The organism is Microvirga flocculans ATCC BAA-817, from assembly GCF_000518665.1.
GTDB classification, from domain to species: Bacteria; Pseudomonadota; Alphaproteobacteria; order Rhizobiales; family Beijerinckiaceae; genus Microvirga; species Microvirga flocculans.
Window position 1 is genome coordinate 67,883 of record NZ_JAEA01000011.1, and the last position, 15,838, is coordinate 83,720.

General features: G+C 66.3%; 15 protein-coding genes. 3 read left to right on the forward strand and 12 right to left on the reverse strand.

Translation table 11 applies throughout. The features are described from left to right. Positions 1-86: 86 nt before the first annotated feature. Positions 87-539, forward strand: a complete 453-nt coding sequence (locus L879_RS0113605) for an outer membrane protein assembly factor BamE (RefSeq protein WP_035459624.1) — start codon at positions 87-89, stop codon at positions 537-539. 116 nt (positions 540-655) lie between these two features. On the opposite strand, the gene L879_RS0113610 is transcribed toward L879_RS0113605, so the two are convergent. The 12 genes from L879_RS0113610 to L879_RS0113665 all read right to left on the reverse strand — a co-directional run bounded on the left by L879_RS0113610 (position 656) and on the right by L879_RS0113665 (position 13,196). Next, the gene (locus tag L879_RS0113610; protein ID WP_027316590.1) at positions 656-2,782 is read right to left on the reverse strand and encodes a sodium-translocating pyrophosphatase; all 2,127 of its coding nucleotides are present in this window, start codon (positions 2,780-2,782) and stop codon (positions 656-658) included. Positions 2,783-2,938: 156 nt separating this feature from the next. Continuing rightward, the gene (locus L879_RS0113615) at positions 2,939-4,171 is read right to left on the reverse strand and encodes an MFS transporter (RefSeq protein WP_084021016.1); all 1,233 of its coding nucleotides are present in this window, start codon (positions 4,169-4,171) and stop codon (positions 2,939-2,941) included. Continuing rightward, positions 4,146-5,135 carry a thiamine-phosphate kinase gene (gene thiL / locus L879_RS0113620; RefSeq protein WP_027316592.1) on the reverse strand — a complete coding sequence of 330 codons (990 nt, stop codon included), beginning with the start codon at positions 5,133-5,135 and terminating at the stop codon, positions 4,146-4,148. Before thiL ends, L879_RS0113615 begins: the two co-directional genes overlap by 26 nt. Positions 5,136-5,163: 28 nt before the next feature. Next, complete coding sequence (nusB, locus tag L879_RS0113625) at positions 5,164-5,646, reverse strand: transcription antitermination factor NusB (RefSeq protein ID WP_027316593.1); 483 nt, start codon at positions 5,644-5,646, stop codon at positions 5,164-5,166. Positions 5,647-5,648: 2 nt separating this feature from the next. Beyond that, positions 5,649-6,140, reverse strand: a complete 492-nt coding sequence (ribH, locus tag L879_RS0113630; protein ID WP_027316594.1) for a 6,7-dimethyl-8-ribityllumazine synthase — start codon at positions 6,138-6,140, stop codon at positions 5,649-5,651. Positions 6,141-6,301: 161 nt separating this feature from the next. Continuing rightward, a complete protein-coding gene (locus tag L879_RS0113635; protein ID WP_027316595.1) occupies positions 6,302-6,937 on the reverse strand; it encodes a riboflavin synthase in 636 nt (211 codons plus the stop codon). Further along, on the reverse strand, positions 6,937-8,016 hold the full coding sequence (gene ribD / locus L879_RS0113640) for a bifunctional diaminohydroxyphosphoribosylaminopyrimidine deaminase/5-amino-6-(5-phosphoribosylamino)uracil reductase RibD (RefSeq protein WP_154664210.1): 1,080 nt from the start codon (positions 8,014-8,016) through the stop codon (positions 6,937-6,939). Before ribD ends, L879_RS0113635 begins: the two co-directional genes overlap by 1 nt. A 56-nt stretch (positions 8,017-8,072) precedes the next feature. Next, positions 8,073-8,582, reverse strand: coding sequence for a transcriptional regulator NrdR (gene nrdR / locus L879_RS0113645; protein ID WP_027316597.1), 510 nt, complete (start codon positions 8,580-8,582; stop codon positions 8,073-8,075). Positions 8,583-8,597: 15 nt separating this feature from the next. Next, on the reverse strand, positions 8,598-9,902 hold the full coding sequence (gene glyA / locus L879_RS0113650; RefSeq protein ID WP_027316598.1) for a serine hydroxymethyltransferase: 1,305 nt from the start codon (positions 9,900-9,902) through the stop codon (positions 8,598-8,600). Between the two features lie 229 nt (positions 9,903-10,131). Continuing rightward, positions 10,132-11,397, reverse strand: a complete 1,266-nt coding sequence (locus tag L879_RS0113655; protein WP_027316599.1) for a L,D-transpeptidase family protein — start codon at positions 11,395-11,397, stop codon at positions 10,132-10,134. 282 nt (positions 11,398-11,679) lie between these two features. Beyond that, positions 11,680-12,144 (reverse strand): DUF6163 family protein, encoded by a 465-nt coding sequence (locus tag L879_RS0113660; RefSeq protein WP_027316600.1) that lies wholly within the window; start codon positions 12,142-12,144, stop codon positions 11,680-11,682. Then, entirely contained in the window at positions 12,144-13,196 is a 1,053-nt protein-coding gene (locus tag L879_RS0113665; protein WP_027316601.1) for an enoyl-CoA hydratase/isomerase family protein, read from the reverse strand. Before L879_RS0113665 ends, L879_RS0113660 begins: the two co-directional genes overlap by 1 nt. 186 nt (positions 13,197-13,382) lie before the next feature. On the opposite strand from L879_RS0113665, the gene hemB reads away from it, so the two are divergent. Both hemB and L879_RS21680 read left to right on the forward strand, forming a co-directional pair. Then, complete coding sequence (gene hemB / locus L879_RS0113670) at positions 13,383-14,426, forward strand: porphobilinogen synthase (protein ID WP_027316602.1); 1,044 nt, start codon at positions 13,383-13,385, stop codon at positions 14,424-14,426. 52 nt (positions 14,427-14,478) lie between these two features. Then, complete coding sequence (locus L879_RS21680; protein ID WP_051435311.1) at positions 14,479-15,810, forward strand: branched-chain amino acid ABC transporter permease; 1,332 nt, start codon at positions 14,479-14,481, stop codon at positions 15,808-15,810. Positions 15,811-15,838 lie beyond the last annotated feature (28 nt).

The following is a 15,838-nucleotide window of genomic DNA, read 5'->3' on the forward strand; positions in this document are numbered from 1 at the left end:
AGCTTGTCAAAATCGTAACCTCGGGTTACGCCATCACGGTCTCTAGGCGCAAGCTCGTCCGCGCCGCTTTCTGGAAGAACCGTACGATGCGTCGATATCATACTCTCTGGGTGCGTCTGGCTACCGCAACCTTTCTCGCTTCGTCCGTGGCCGCCTGCACGGTCGGCGAGGAATTCCACCGCGGCTATCTCACGGATGAGCGCGCCATCGCACAGGTCAAGAAGGGCATGAGCGCCGAGCAGGTGCTTCAGACGCTCGGCACGCCCTCGACGGTGTCCACGGTGGGCAACCGCAACTGGTACTATATCAGCCAGAAATCACGCCGGACCCTCCAGTTCATGGGCGAGCAGGTGGTCGATCAGCAGATCACGGCCGTCTATTTCGACAGCAACCTCCGCGTCGAGCGCATTGCCCTCTACGGCCTGCAGGACGGCAAGGTCTTCGACTTCATCAGCCGGACCACCCCTGCCGGCGGCGAGGAAGCCAGCTTCCTTGGACAGCTCTTCCGCGGCGTGACGAGCTTCAATCCCTTCGGCTGATCGGACCCCTCAAAACGATCTCCCAATGGCCGGGCTTCCCGGCCATTTTTCTTGGATGAGCAACGAAAAACCCGCGGCGAATGCCGCGGGTTTTCTTTCTTGAGCTACAAGCGCCCTTACGAATGCGCCAGGATGGCGAGGAGAAGCAAGGCGATGATGTTGGTGATCTTGATCGCCGGGTTCACGGCAGGGCCAGCCGTGTCCTTGTAGGGGTCGCCGACGGTGTCGCCGGTGACGGACGCCTTGTGGGCTTCCGAGCCCTTGTGGTGGGTGGTGCCGGAGGCATCCGTGAAGCCGTCCTCGAAGGACTTCTTCGCGTTGTCCCAGGCGCCGCCGCCCGAGGTCATCGAGATGGCCACGAACAGGCCCGTGACGATCACGCCGAGGAGCATCGCACCCACGGCCGAGAACGCCTCGGACTTGCCCGCCACCCAGTAGACAACGAAGTAGGTGACGATCGGGGCCAGCACCGGCAGCAGCGAAGGCACGATCATTTCCTTGATCGCAGCACGGGTCAGCATGTCCACGGCCCGGCCGTAATCGGGCCGGTCGGTGCCTGCCATGATGCCCGGCTTCTCGCGGAACTGGCGGCGCACTTCCTCCACCACCGCGCCCGCAGCCCGGCCCACCGCCGTCATGGCGATCCCGCTGAACAGGAAGGGGATGAGGCCGCCGAACAGGAGCCCCACCACCACATAGGGGTTGGTGAGGGAGAAGTTCGGCGCCACGCCCTGGAAGTAGGGATACTGGGCGGCGTTCTGGGTGAAGTAGTTGAGGTCCGACGTATAGGCCGCGAAGAGCACGAGGGCGCCCAAGCCGGCGGAGCCGATGGCGTATCCCTTGGTCACTGCCTTCGTGGTGTTGCCCACCGCGTCGAGGGCGTCCGTCGACTTGCGGACTTCCTTGGGAAGGCCCGCCATCTCGGCAATGCCTCCGGCGTTGTCCGTCACCGGGCCGAAGGCGTCGAGGGCCACGATCATCCCGGCCAGCGCCAGCATCGCCGTCACCGCGATCGCGATGCCGAAGAGACCCGCGAGCTTGAAGGCCACGATGATCCCCGCGATGATCACGATGGTCGGCAGGGCCGTGGATTCCAGCGAGACGGCCAGTCCCTGGATCACGTTCGTGCCGTGGCCCGTGACCGATGCCTGCGCGATGGAGCGCACGGGGCGGAAGCCGACGCCGGTATAATACTCGGTGATGACCACGATCAGCGCCGTGACGGCGAGGCCGATGAGCGCGCACCAGAACAGAGCCTGACCCGTGAACGCGGCACCGGGAACCGGACCGAAGCCGATCATCTGCCAGGTCACGACCCCGATCATGCCGGCCGAGAGGATACCTGTCGCGATCAGGCCCTTGTAGAGCGCGCCCATGATGGACTCGTTCTGCCCGAGCTTCACGAAGAAGGTGCCGATGATCGAGGTGAGGATGCAGGCAGCGCCGATGGCGAGCGGGTACATCATCATGGTGTCGAGCGCGGCTTGTCCGGCGAAGAAGATCGCGGCGAGAACCATGGTAGCGACCACGGTCACCGCATAGGTCTCGAACAGGTCCGCGGCCATGCCGGCGCAGTCGCCGACATTGTCGCCGACGTTATCGGCGATGGTGGCCGGATTGCGCGGATCGTCCTCCGGGATCCCGGCCTCGACCTTGCCCACGAGGTCGCCGCCCACGTCGGCGCCCTTCGTGAAGATGCCGCCGCCGAGACGGGCGAAGATGGAGATCAGCGAGGCCCCGAAGCCCAAGGCGACGAGGCTGTCGATCACCACGCGGTCGGAGGCGTTCAGCCCCGAGATGCGGGTCAGGTAGCCGTAATAGAGCGCCACGCCGAGGAGCGCGAGGCCCGCCACGAGCATTCCGGTGACGGCCCCCGCCTTGAAGGCCACGTCCAGGCCGCCGCCCAGGGACTGGGTGGCCGCCTGCGCGGTACGCACATTGGCGCGGACGGAGACGTTCATGCCGATGAAGCCGGCAACACCCGACAGGATAGCGCCGATGGCGAAGCCGACGGCGACCCGGATGCCGAGGAAGTAGGCGATGACGGCGAAGAGAACGATGCCGACGATCGAAATGGTGAAGTATTGCCTGCGGAGATAGGCCTTCGCGCCTTCGGCAATCGCCCCGGCGATTTCCTGCATACGCTGAGAACCGGCGTCCCGCTTCATAACGTCGGCGATGGCCCAGAAGCCATACGCAATCGAGAGAAGCCCGCCCAAGATAATTAGGGTGAGTGCCATCATGCCATCCTTGTTATGGGAAAGCAGAAAGCCACTCCACAAGGCCTAGAATTTGGCCTTGACCGGCCCCTACCCCCAGCGAACTTTATATTTGGTGGCAAAAAACTAGGCAGTCCGCAACAATCCCCCCGGAAGAAACCACAGGAAGACCTTTATACTTTAAGCGGGTGCGATCGCCTTGGCTCTCCGCTGCCACGCCAGAAGAGCCAGCGCGACGACGACGGGCGGGAAGACCATCCAGTTCACGGTTTCCCAGCCCCCGGCATTGAGGAGCTTGCCGGACGAGAAGGAAGCCAGGGCCACCGAGCCGAAGATCAGGAAGTCGTTGGCCGCCTGGACCTTGGCGCGTTCTTCGGGACGGTAGCAGTCGGTCACGAGGGCGGTGGCCCCGATGAAGCCGAAGTTCCAGCCGAGTCCCAGGAGAATCAGGGTCGTCCAGAAATGGGCGATGTCGGTGCCGGACAGGCCGATGAGGGCCGAGACGGCGATCAGGATGAGGCCTGCGGCCGTCACCCGCTTCTTGCCGAACCGTGAGATCAGCCGTCCTGTAAAGAAGCTCGGGCCGAACATGGCGAGGATATGCCATTGGATGCCGAGGGCCGCCGCCCCCACAGGGTGGCCGCAGCCGATCATCGCCAGGGGCGCGGCCGTCATCATGAAGGTCATGAGGCTGTAGGAAACGAGCCCCGTGACCGCGGCGACGATGAAGCGGGGCTGGCGCACGATCTCGAGCAGGGGCCTGCCGCCGCCCAGGGTCGCGGACGACACGCTGACCGGCGCGGGCCGCAGGAAGGACACCACGGCCATCGACAGGAGAGCCAGGGTGGCCTGCCCCAGAAAGGCCCCGGCGAAGGGAGCGGCCTGGACGGCATCCCGTGTCCAGATCACGGTCTGGGGGCCGATGACGCCCGCGATCAGGCCGCCGGTCATGACCCAGGATATGGCCCGCGGCTTGAAGCTGTCGGAAGCGGCGTCCGTGGCGGCGAAGCGGTAGCTCTGGTTGAAGGAGCCGTAACTGCCGATGATCAGGGTGCCGAGGCAGAAGAGCGCGAAGCTGTAGGAGGCGATGCCGAAGGCGGCGAGGCACCCTCCGGCCAGACCGATCCCGGCGCCGACGATGTAACCGATGCGCCGCCCCGCCTTGCGCATGAGCATGGCGGCCGGGATCGTTCCCAGGGCCAGCCCGAGATTGAGCAGGCTCACGGGGAGCGTCGCCAGCTCCTTGTTCGAGGCGAGAGCCTGCCCGACGAGACCGCCGAGGGAGACGACGATGGCGGGGCTCGAACCGCCCAGGGCCATGGCGACGGCGAGCACCACGGCATTGTGCCTGGCGACGGCATCGCTCGACATCGGCTTGAAGGAAGGATCAGAAATGCTGGTAGGAGCCGACATCGTAGCGTCTTTCGAGACCGTTCATCCGAAAGACCGGCAGGTCCTGTCCTGCGACGACTCGGCCAATGACGGATAGGGCGATGCCGACGCTATCGGCCTCTTTGCGGAAACTGTCGAGTTTCTTTTCCGGCACGGTGCAGAGAATTTCGTAATCGTCCCCGCCGGTCAGCGCCAGATCGAGAAGGCTCGGCGAGGCCTGCACCGCCTTGGCCGCCGCGGACGAGAGCGGCACCTGCGCGGCCTCGACGACGGCGGAGGTGCCGCTGGCCCGCATCATCTTGGCGAGGTCCCCCGCCAGCCCGTCGGAGACGTCCATGGCGGCGCTGGCATGGTCCCGCAGCGCGGCGGCGAGGCGGTGGCGGGGCTGAGGATGGAGGTATCGGTCGGCCAGATGAGCCCTCTCTTCCAAGGACAGGGCAGCCGCCCATGGCGGGTCCGCGCGGAGCTTCAGGCCGAGCGCCGCGTCACCGATGGTTCCGGTCACGCAGACGGCGTCTCCCACCCCAGCCGTGGTGCGCGGCACCATCCGGCCGGACGGGACCTGCCCGACGGCCGTCACGGAGAGGGTCAGCGGCCCCCTCGCCCTGACGGTGTCGCCCCCCAGCAGCGGGCAGGCGAAATCCCGGGAAGCCTGGCCCAGCCCGGCGGCGAAAGCGGCAAGCCAATCCTCGGTCCAGTCGTCCGGGAGGGCGAGGCTCAGCAGGAAGCCCGCCGGTTCCGAGCCCTTGGCGGCGAGATCCGAGACATTCACCCCAAGCGCCTTGCGGGCGATGGAGCCCGGCGCATCCTCGGGCAGAAAATGAACGCGCTCCACCAGCGCATCGGTGGTGAGAACGAGATCGTGGCCCGGCTTCGGTCTCAGGCAGGCCGCATCGTCCTTGAGGCCCAAGGCCGCTTCGCCTGCGATGGGGGCGAAGAAGCGGGCGATCAGGCTGTCTTCGCTGGGACGCTGCTTGGCGCTCATCGGCTGACGGCCCTCGCCCGCATGGGTTCTACCGCTTGTCCTGGCCGCCGGCTTTCTTCTCGAGCTCGCCGGGACGCACTTCGCGAGCGACCTTGTCGAGCACGGCGTTCACGAGGCCCGGCTCGTCCTCGCCGTAGAAGCCGTGGGTCACGTCCACGTATTCGGTGATGACGACGCGGGCCGGAACGTCCTTGCGGAAGATCAGCTCGTAGCCGCCCGCCCGCAGGATGGCGCGCAGCACCGCCTCGACGCGCTTGAGGGGCCAGTCGGACGCGAGCGCCTTGTCGATGCGCACGTCGATCTCACGCTGGTTCTTCACGACGCCGGAGAGGATGTCGCGGAAGAAATTGTTGTCCGAGGGCTGGAACTCGATGCCCTCGACCTCGCGGCCGATCCAGAAGGCCTCGAACTCGGCCAGGGCATCGAGGACGGTCTTGCCCGAGATGTCCATCTGGTAAAGGGCCTGAACGGCAGCGAGGCGAGCGGCCGAACGCTCTGCTGGCTTTGCCATGATCAACCCTCCACGAGCTGGCGTTTGATGCGCAGGACGGCGAGAGCCGCCTCGACGGCTCCGCCACCCTTGTTCAATTCGCGGACATTGGCGCGGGTCCAGGCCTGCTGCTCGTTCTCCACGGTGAGGATGCCGTTGGCGAGCGGAATGCGGCGGGCCACGGACAGATCCATGAGGGCGCGGGCGCTCTCGCCGGCGACGATGTCGTAATGCCCCGTCTCGCCGCGGATCACACAGCCGAGGGCCACGACCGCGTCATAGGGCCTGCCGGCTTTCTCGGCAGCATCGAGCGCGATGGCGATGGTCGCCGGAATTTCGAGCGCCCCGTCCAGGGTCAGCACGTCCATGGTGGCCTGGGCCGCCTCGACGGCGCCCCGCGCGCCGCGCAGGAGTTCGTCGGCGATATCGTCGTAGAAGCGGGCCTCCACGACCAGGATGCGGGCGCCGGGAACCGGCGGGCGGGCGGCGCGGGGAGCTGCTGAATGGGCGACCATGAGAAACCGTTCTGAATTCCAAGAAGAACCAGGCCCCCTTTGCGAAGCCGAAGACCGGCATCGCGAAGGAGGATCCAGTGCATGCTGGAGACGCCCTGCCCGTCGGGACGGCCCATCGGCCTCCTCAGGATCAGGGCTCTGTTAAGGAAAGTTGGAAGTCCCTACTCCGCCCGGCGCGCATCCGCAAGCCGCGCCGCGTAACGGGCCATGAGATCGACCTCCAGATTGAGCCTGTCGCCCACCTGCCGCTCGCCCCAGGTGGTCACCGCGAGCGTGTGCGGGATGATGAGCACGGAGAACATGTCGTCGTTGACCGAATTCACGGTAAGCGACGTGCCGTCGAGGCAGACGGAGCCCTTCTCGGCAATGAAGGCGGCAAGCGCACGCGGGGCCTTGATCGTGAAGCGGGCCGTCGGCCCCCAGGGATCGTCGCCTGCGGTGATCGCCTCCTTGGCGACGATGGTCGCAACACCGTCCACGTGCCCGGTCACGATATGGCCGCCGAGTTCGTCGCCGATCTTGAGAGAGCGTTCCAGGTTCACCCTGGTGCCCGTTTGCCAGTCGCCGACCGTTGTCCGCTCCAGGGTCTCGGCGGCGGCATCCACGTCGAACCAGCACCCGCCCTCGCGCGGGCCGACGGCCACCACCGTCAGGCACGGGCCGCCGCAGGCGATGGATGCGCCGAGCGCGATCGTGGCGGGATCGTAGGAAGAATGGATACGCAGGCGCTTCAGGGTGCCTTGTGTCCCCTCCACCGCCGCCACTTCACCGACATCGGTGACGATACCCGTAAACATCAGGGCCTCTCCCAGAACATGAAAAGATCGGGGCCGGTCTGTTCCTCGGCCCAGAGATCGAGTTGGTCCATGCGGTCCTGCAGCGAAAGGCCAAGGGCCGCAACGTCGCCCTGCCCCCTCGCCGACCGACCGGTGATCAGGACGAGCTCGTCGACAAGGTCGTCCTTCGCCAGCGCATCCGCCAGCTCCGGCCCGCCCTCGCAGAACAGCCGGGTCAGGCCCCGTGTGCCGAGAAGCCGGAGGGCCTCGGGAAGGGCCACGCGGCCAGCCGCATCCGCCGGAACCCGCAGGACCTCGACGCCCTGCGCGGTCAGCACCCGTTCGGCCTCGACCGGAGCCTCCACGGTGGTGAGGATCCAAGTCGGAATCTCCCGCGCGCCGGTCACGATTCGGGCGTCCTGAGGCGTGCGCAGGCGGGAATCGACGACGATCCGGACCGGCGAGCGGCCTTCGAGCCCCGGCAGACGCACATTCAGGAGCGGATCGTCGGCCAGAACGGTCCCGACGCCGACCATGATGGCGTCGGCATGGGCGCGCATGAGGTGAACTTTTCCGTTGGCGATCTCGCCCGTGAGCATCAGGCGCGGGCCGCTACGCGATCCGGCGAACCCCTCCGTGCTGCGGGCGAGCTTCACGGTCACGGCGGGCCTCCCCTTCGTGACGCGCGTGATATGGCCGCGATGGGCGCGACGGGCCTCGATGGCGAGGCAGCCGGCCGACACCGCGATCCCGGCCTCCCGCAGCATCCGGTGCCCCAGACCGGCGACCCGGTCATCCGGGTCTTCCAGGGCGGACACGACCCGCCCCACGCCCGCCGCGACCACTGCGTCGGCGCAGGGCGGGGTCTTGCCGTGATGGGAACAGGGTTCGAGGGAGACGTAAAGCGTCGCCCCCTTCGCCCGCGCGCCCGCCGCTGCGAGGGCGACGCGCTCCGCATGCGGCCTTCCGCCCGGTTGGGTCGCCCCTTGCGCGACGATGACGGGCGCATCGCCGCTCTGATCGACGATCACGCATCCGACAGACGGATTGGGCCAGGTCAGGCCGAGATTGCGCTCGCCGAGCGCGATCGCCAGACGCATGAAGCGCTCGTCCAAAAGGGCTTGGTCAGGCTGTGGCCCCAACGCGCCGGGGTCCGTCATTGCTCGCTCGACGCGCGCTTCTTCTTGGGCGGAGGCGGCAGGTCGTCCACGCCTTCGCCTTCGGCCAGCTTGCCAAGAATCTCCTCGAAGTCCTTGGCCTCGCGGAAGTTCTTGTAGACGGAGGCGAAGCGCACATAGGCCACGTCGTCGAGGCCCTTGAGCCCCTCCATGACGAGTTCGCCCACGGTCTCGCTCGGCACCTCGCCGTCGCCCATGCTCTCGAGCTGGCGCACGATGCCGTTGATCATACGCTCGACCCGCTCCGGTTCCACCGGCCGCTTCCTAAGGGCGACTTCCACCGATTGCTGGAGCTTGTCACGGTCGAAGGGCACCCGGCGTCCGGACCGCTTCACGACCGTCAGCTCGCGCAGCTGGACGCGCTCGAAAGTCGTGAAGCGTCCGCCGCAATCCGGACAGATGCGGCGGCGTCGGATGGACGAGGAATCGTCCGTAGGGCGGGAATCCTTCACCTGGGTGTCCAGGCCCCCGCAATAAGGGCAACGCATGGATCAGCCTAAACCTCACGCGTAGATCGGGAAGCGGCGGGTCAGCTCGTGGACGCGGTGCTTGACCGATTCCTCGACGGCCGCATTGGCCTCCTCGCCGTGCTTGGCAAGCCCGTCCAGGGTTTCGACGATCAGCTCGCCCACCTTCTTGAACTCCGCTACGCCGAAGCCGCGGGAGGTGGCGGCGGGGGTGCCGAGGCGGATGCCGGAGGTGACCATCGGCTTCTCGGGATCGAAGGGCACGCCGTTCTTGTTGCAGGTGATGTGGGCGCGTCCGAGGGCTGCTTCCGCAGCCTTGCCGGTGAGCTTCTTTGGGCGCAGGTCCACCAGCATCAGGTGATTGTCCGTGCCGCCCGCGACGATGGCATAGCCGTTCGCCAGCATGGTATCGGCCAGGACCTTGGCGTTCTCGACGACCGAGCGGGCATAGAGCTTGAACTCGGGGCGCAGGGCCTCGCCGAAAGCCACGGCCTTGGCGGCGATGACATGCATGAGCGGGCCGCCCTGGAGGCCGGGGAAGATGGCCGAGTTGACCTTCTTGGCGATGTCCTCGTCATTGGTGAGGATCATGCCGCCGCGCGGGCCGCGCAGGGTCTTGTGGGTCGTCGTGGTCACCACGTGGGCGTGGGGGAACGGCGACGGATGGGCGCCGCCGGCCACGAGACCGGCAAAGTGCGCGATATCCACCATGAAGAAGGCGCCGACCTCGTCCGCGATCTCGCGGAAGCGGGCGAAGTCCCAGAAGCGGGAATAGGCCGAACCGCCGGCCACGATCACCTTCGGCTTGTGCTCGCGGGCAAGGCGGGCGACCTCGTCCATGTCGATGATCTGGTCGCTCTCGCGGACCTTGTAGCTCACCACGTTGAACCATTTGCCGGACATGTTGACCGGCGAGCCGTGGGTCAGGTGGCCGCCGCAGGCGAGGTCGAGGCCCATGAAGGTGTCGCCGGGCTTCATGAGGGCCATGAACACGGCCTGATTGGCCTGGGAGCCGGAATTGGGCTGGACGTTGGCGAACTTGCAGTCGAACAGGCGCTTGGCGCGCTCGATGGCGAGCTCCTCGGCCATGTCCACGAACTGGCAGCCGCCATAGTAACGGCGGCCCGGGTATCCTTCCGCGTACTTGTTGGTCATCACCGAGCCCTGGGCTTCCAGGACGGCGCGGGAGACGATGTTCTCGGAGGCGATCAGCTCGATCTCATCGCGCTGGCGGCCAAGCTCCAGCTCGATGGCGCGTGCGATCTCGGGATCGCTGTCGGCGAGGCTCGCCGAGAAGAAGCTGTTGGAGAGATGGCTACGTGCCGATTCACTCGCGCTCATGGGGACCCTCGCCTTCCTGTCAGCCCGGCTTCACCCGGGCGCTCGATCCGAATTGTCCAGGCCTTTATCATGGGCCGCCCGAGCGCGCCAAGCACCCTGGAGACATGCCCACCCAGCTTTGAGAATGCAACAGCCCGGAATGACATAAGGGAATCCTGGAAAGCTGCCGTCCAAAAGCAAATCGCCGGCGCAAGGCCGGCGATCGCGAGAGGTACGGGAAAAGATGCCTTCAGTTCTGCAGGAACATCTCGGCGTCGGGCTCGGTCGGCGTACTGCTCGCAACCGGGATGGCGCTGCCGAGGCCGTCCTTGTTGTAGATGTCGTCGCGGAATTGCACGAGGCCGTCCGGCGTCGCCCAGGCGGTGATGTAGACCCAGTGGATCGGCACAGGCTGCGCCAGGCGCGCGTCGATGCGCTCGCCGGACTTGAAGGTGGCGTCGATCTGCTCGCGGCTCCAGCCGGGGGTGTCCTTCAGGAGCCACTCGATATAGTCGCGCACGTTCTGGATGCGGATGCAGCCCGAGGACACGAAGCGGAAATCGTCGCCGAAGATGCCCTTGGAGGGCGTATCGTGCATGTAGACGCCGTGCTGGTTCGGAATGTTGATGCGCACGAAGCCCATGGAATTGAGCTCGCCGCCCGGATCCTGGCGGAAGCGGTAGCGGGTCGCCTCGTCGGAGAACCAGTTGACCTGCGACGGCGCGATCTCCGTGTTGCCGTTGAAGATGCGGATCTTGTTCTCCGTCAGGTAGTTGGGCTCCTTCTGCATCTTCGGGATCAGATCCTTCTTGATGATCGAAGCGGGCACGGTCCAGAACGGGTTGAAGTTGACCTCGACCACCTTGGAATTCAGAAGCGGCGACTGACGGTCGATCTTGCCGACGCCGGCGGCGTGGCGGGTATGCACGACGCCGCTCTCGACCGTCTCGACGAGGGCGGCCGGGATGTTGGCGACGATGTACTTGTTAGTGAGTCCGCCGACGAGGCTGCGCAGGCGGCCCAGATTGATCTCGAGCTGGCGGATGCGCACTTCGACCGGCACGTTCATGGCCGCCACGGTCGGCGCCGTCACGGTGCCGGTAGAGCTGATGCCGTGACGCGCCTGGAAGCGGCGAACACCTGCCTCAACGTAAGAATCGTAGATCGGCGATTCGCCCGCCGCCGGGTCGAGATCGCCCGTGATGATCAGGCGCTGGCGGAGGGCCACGACCGCCGGGCTCCGGGATCCCACGCGCAGGCCCTGGACGCCCTGAACGGGCTGCCAGCCGCCGCGGGCGGCGATGTTGCGGTAGTACTCGATCATCTGCTCGGTGGCGGCCAAGGACTCGGCCGAAACCATCGGGGTCGAGGTCCGCTGCACACGGGTACGGGAAACCGCCTCGTAGTTCTGCGACCACTCGGCCTGGCTCTGGGCGAATTGCTGGGCCAGGGCTCCGGTCGCCGGCGTGAAGACAAGGGCGAGCGATCCAGTCAGGAGGGTACGGCGTGACAACATGAGCGCAAGCTCTTCCCGGTTAGGTGTGGTCGACGGAGGAAGCGGCGGACAGGTGCCCGAAACGCCCCTTTCCCGGCGATATGTGCCGGGATAGGATTAAAGAACGGTATCGAAAACGGGGAACATCGAGGCCGTTTTATGGCAAAACGGCAGCCCGAACACTCCCCGGTGCCTCCGAACCGCTCCAGCATGCCATGTAACGTCGAACTGTGCTTTTGGGGAAACACTTCTGTGTGAGAAGCTCGAGTGCCTTGTCAGGGATTTCCTCTAAGTTCCCTTACGTTATTGCCCTTCCTGCGCCGCCAGCCAGGACATGACGAGATAGACGGCCATCAGAGTGAGGAAGAATGTCACCGTAAGGAACCCGCCCGAGATGATCCCCGGGAAGAAGGCTGCGAGGATCAGGTGGCTCATAACGGCCAGGAGCCACATGATGCCGCCCCAGGTGCTCGCCATCCAGAGGCCCACCGCCGCGATCAGGTCGATGAGGGCGAAGTAGATGACGGTCGCCTGATAGCCCGTCGAGCGGGCCTCGAAATGGCCGATGGGTGTCCAGATCCCAAGGATCACGGCCCAGGAACTCAGCCCCTTCATAATCCACAGGATGGCGAGGATCCGCATGAACCAGGTCAGGACGAAGCTCCAGCGCATGAATCCTTGGGCGACGGGGCGCTCCTCGATCCGGTCGGAAAGATATTCCCGCGCCGCCTGGGGCGGCGATCCCTGACTGGCGTTACGTCCGATCATCAGGCGATCTCCAGCTCGTGCGGGCCGAGCCCGGCGAAGTATTGCTCGATGGCTTTCCTGTCGACGGCCTCGATCGAATCGGGGCGCCAGAGGGGCCTGTTGTCCTTGTCGATCAGGACCGCCCGGACGCCCTCGTAGAAATCCTTGCCGTCCCCGATGCGCGAGACGATCCGGAACTCGGTCTTCATGGCCTCCTCGAAATCGAGGGAGCCGCCCCGCCGGACCTGCTCGAAGGCGATGCTCATGCTCGTGGGCGACTTGGCGCGCATGCCTGCGGCGGTCGCGGCGGCGAAGGCCGATCCCCCGGCTGCGGCCTCGTCGAGACGCTTGAGGATCGCTGCGACGCTCTCGCAGGAAAAGCAGGCATCGATCGTCGCCCTCTCCGCCTCCAGCGGCGCGGGGCCCGGATCGGCGGCCAATCGCGCCAGCGCCCTGTCCACGGGTTCGCCCTCGACAAGGGTCTCTCGCAGGGCCGGAAAGCTCTCGCTCGCCACCGCATGGGTGGCAAGGCCCAGCATGACGGCATCCGCCTGCTTCACCCGCTCTCCCGTGAGAGCCAGATACATTCCCATCCGGCCCGGCAGGCGCGGCAGGGCATAGGTCGCGCCGACATCGGGGAAGAAGCCGATGCCGACCTCCGGCATGGCGAAGAGATAGCGCCCGCCTGCCACCCGGTGGGAGCCGTGCAGGGACACGCCGACGCCACCGCCCATGACGATGCCGTCGATGAGGGAAACATAGGGCTTCGGATAGCGCTTGATGCGGATGTTGAGCTGGTATTCCTCACGCCAGAAGGCGAGCGCCTCGTCCTTCTCCCCGGCTTTCAGGAGGTCCGTCAGCCGCCGGATGTCGCCGCCTGCGCAGAAGGCCTTTTCGCCCGCGCCCTGGACGACGACTCGCGTTACGGACGGGTCCTGCGCCCAGGCATCGAGCGCCCGGCGCATCTCGCGGACCATGGTGAGAGTCAGGGCATTGAGCGCCTTGGGACGGTTGAGCGTGATGAGGCCGGCCTTCCCCTGCTTTTCGCAGACGACTTCGACACTCTCGTCCATGGAACACTCCTTTGTTTCATTTCGGCTTAAAACAAGACCGGGGCCAGCCGTCAATGCATGGCTGGTTTGACGGCGATCTTCCATGGATCGGGCTAAACTGCGACCTCGAACCCTTTTTTAGAAGGTTTCAAGTGTGCTAACCCTCTCGCGAACCCGGAATGTCGAAGCCGGGGTTGGATGAGGATCATGTCGAAATTGTCGCCGTTGCCCCGCCCCTCCTCGGGTGAAGCCCAGACGTCTTCCCTGAACCTGTCTCATCGCCCGCGGCGCAACCGCAAGGCCGAATGGGCACGGCGGCTGGTGCGAGAGAACGTGCTGACGGCGAACGACCTGATCTGGCCGATCTTCATCGTCGAAGGAGACAGCGGCCGCACGCCCGTGGCGTCGATGCCGGGCGTGGAACGGCTGACCATCGTCGAGGCCGTGCGCGAGGCCGAGCGGGCCGCGTCCCTGAACATCCCCGCCATCGCGCTTTTCCCCTATACCGATCCCGCGCTTCGCGATCCGACCGGCTCGGAGTCGCTCAACCCGCGCAACCTCGTCTGCCGCGCCGTGCGCGCGATCAAGAAAGCGGTGCCCAACATCGGCATCATCTGCGACGTGGCCCTCGATCCCTATACGAGCCACGGCCATGACGGCGTCATGAGCGGCGAGCTGATCCTGAACGACGAGACCGTCGCCCTCCTGGCGCGGCAGGCGCTGCTCCAGGCCGAAGCCGGGGCCGACATCATCGCTCCCTCCGACATGATGGACGGGCGCGTCGGCGCGATCCGCGCCGCCCTCGACGAGACGGGCTTCCAGGACGTGCAGATCATGGCCTACGCGGCGAAATACGCATCGGCCTTCTACGGCCCTTTCCGCGACGCCATCGGCACCAATGCCACCCTCGTCGGCGACAAGCGCACCTACCAGATGGACCCGGCGAATTCCGACGAGGCCATGCGCGAGGTCGCCCTCGATCTCGAAGAGGGCGCGGACATGATCATGGTGAAGCCCGGCCTGCCCTATCTCGACATCGTGCGCCGGGCGAAGGACACCTTCGGCGTTCCGACCTTCGCCTACCAAGTCTCCGGCGAGTATGCCATGATCCAGGCTGCGGCCCAGAACGGCTGGATCGATGGAGAACGGGCGATGATGGAAAGCCTCCTGGCCTTCAAGCGTGCTGGCGCGGACGGCATCCTCACCTATTTCGCGCCTCAGGTCGCCGAGAGGCTCAAAGCGCAAGGCTGACCGTCAGGCGCAGAGCGGGCCCTTCCGCGTGTTCGGCTCAAGGCTCCCCGGAATGTGGCGGCTGGCCGCATTCCTGCTGGCCTCGGGCCTTCTGTCCGCCTGCACCGTTGCCATCGACGCGGAGCAGACGCGGGTCTGCCGCTCCGCCCTCCCGGCCCTCAACCCTGGAGGCGTCATCACCGTCGAGCGGGTGCGCGAGGGACCGGTCCCGAGAAGCCTGCGGATCGATTATAGCGTCGCCTCTGCGGACCGCCCCGTGCTGGAGCGGTTCGCCATCTGCCAGTTCGCCGCCGAAGGGCTCTCGCCCAACAAGGCGGAGCTGACGGGCCTCGGCACCGAGGAGGGCCCCCTGTCCGGAGCCAGTCTCTACCTGCTGAAGCGCTACTACCTCGATACGCCCGAAGGCATGGCAGGCGATCCCGGCAGCCGTTCCGCCGCGGATGTGGCCGAGATCCCGCCGGCGGCGGCCTATTGGCTGCAGCAGGTGCTGGTGAGCCTGCCGAGAACGGCCATCTACGCCCTGCTCTCCGTGGCCTTCGCCCTGATCTTCGGCCTGAGCGGCCGGATCAACCTCGCCTTCGGCGAACTCGCCGCGATCGGCTCGGCAGCGACCATCGCGGGCGCCTCGATCGCGCTGGGCTCCGGCGCGACCTCGCCGTTGACCGGGCTGGCGGCCGGGCTGGCGGCGGCCCTCTTCGCAGGCGCCAGCCACAGCGCCGTCGGCGGGTATTTCACCATCGGCCGGATCACAGCCGCGAGTTCGCAGCCGAGCCTGATCGCGACGGTCGGGCTTTCCCTCTTCCTCATGGAGTACCTGCGGCTCGTGCAGAGCCCCGTGACCGTCTGGCTGCCGCCGATCTGGTCCGAGGCGTGGCCCTTCGCCCGCGCCCAGGATTTCCTCGTCAGCCTGACACCGATCACGGCAGTCACCACCGGCATCGGCGCAGCCGCCGCCACGAGCCTTCTCTGGCTCGTCCAGACCACAAGCTTCGGGCGCGCGTGGCGCGCCTATGCGGACGACCCGAAGGCGGCCGCACTCTTGGGCGTCAACGGACCCCGCCTCCTCATTCAGACCTTGGCGCTGGCCGGAGCCATGGCGGGCCTTTCGGGGATGCTGATCGTGGCGCAATACGGCGGCCTGGGCTTTGCCGGCGGCTTCCAATACGGACTCAAGGCGCTGATCGCCGCCATCATCGGCGGGATTGGCTCCATCCCCGGCGCAATGTTAGGAGGTTTCGCCGTGGGCTTGTTCGAGACCCTGTGGTCGGCGTATCTGCCCATCGAGCTTCGCGACATGGCGCTCTACGGGGCCCTTGTCGTATTCCTGATCTTCCGGCCCGGCGGCCTGCTGGGCTTCAGAGATCCCACACCAAGACCCGTTTAAGGGCGTATAATAACAAGTACGGAGGACA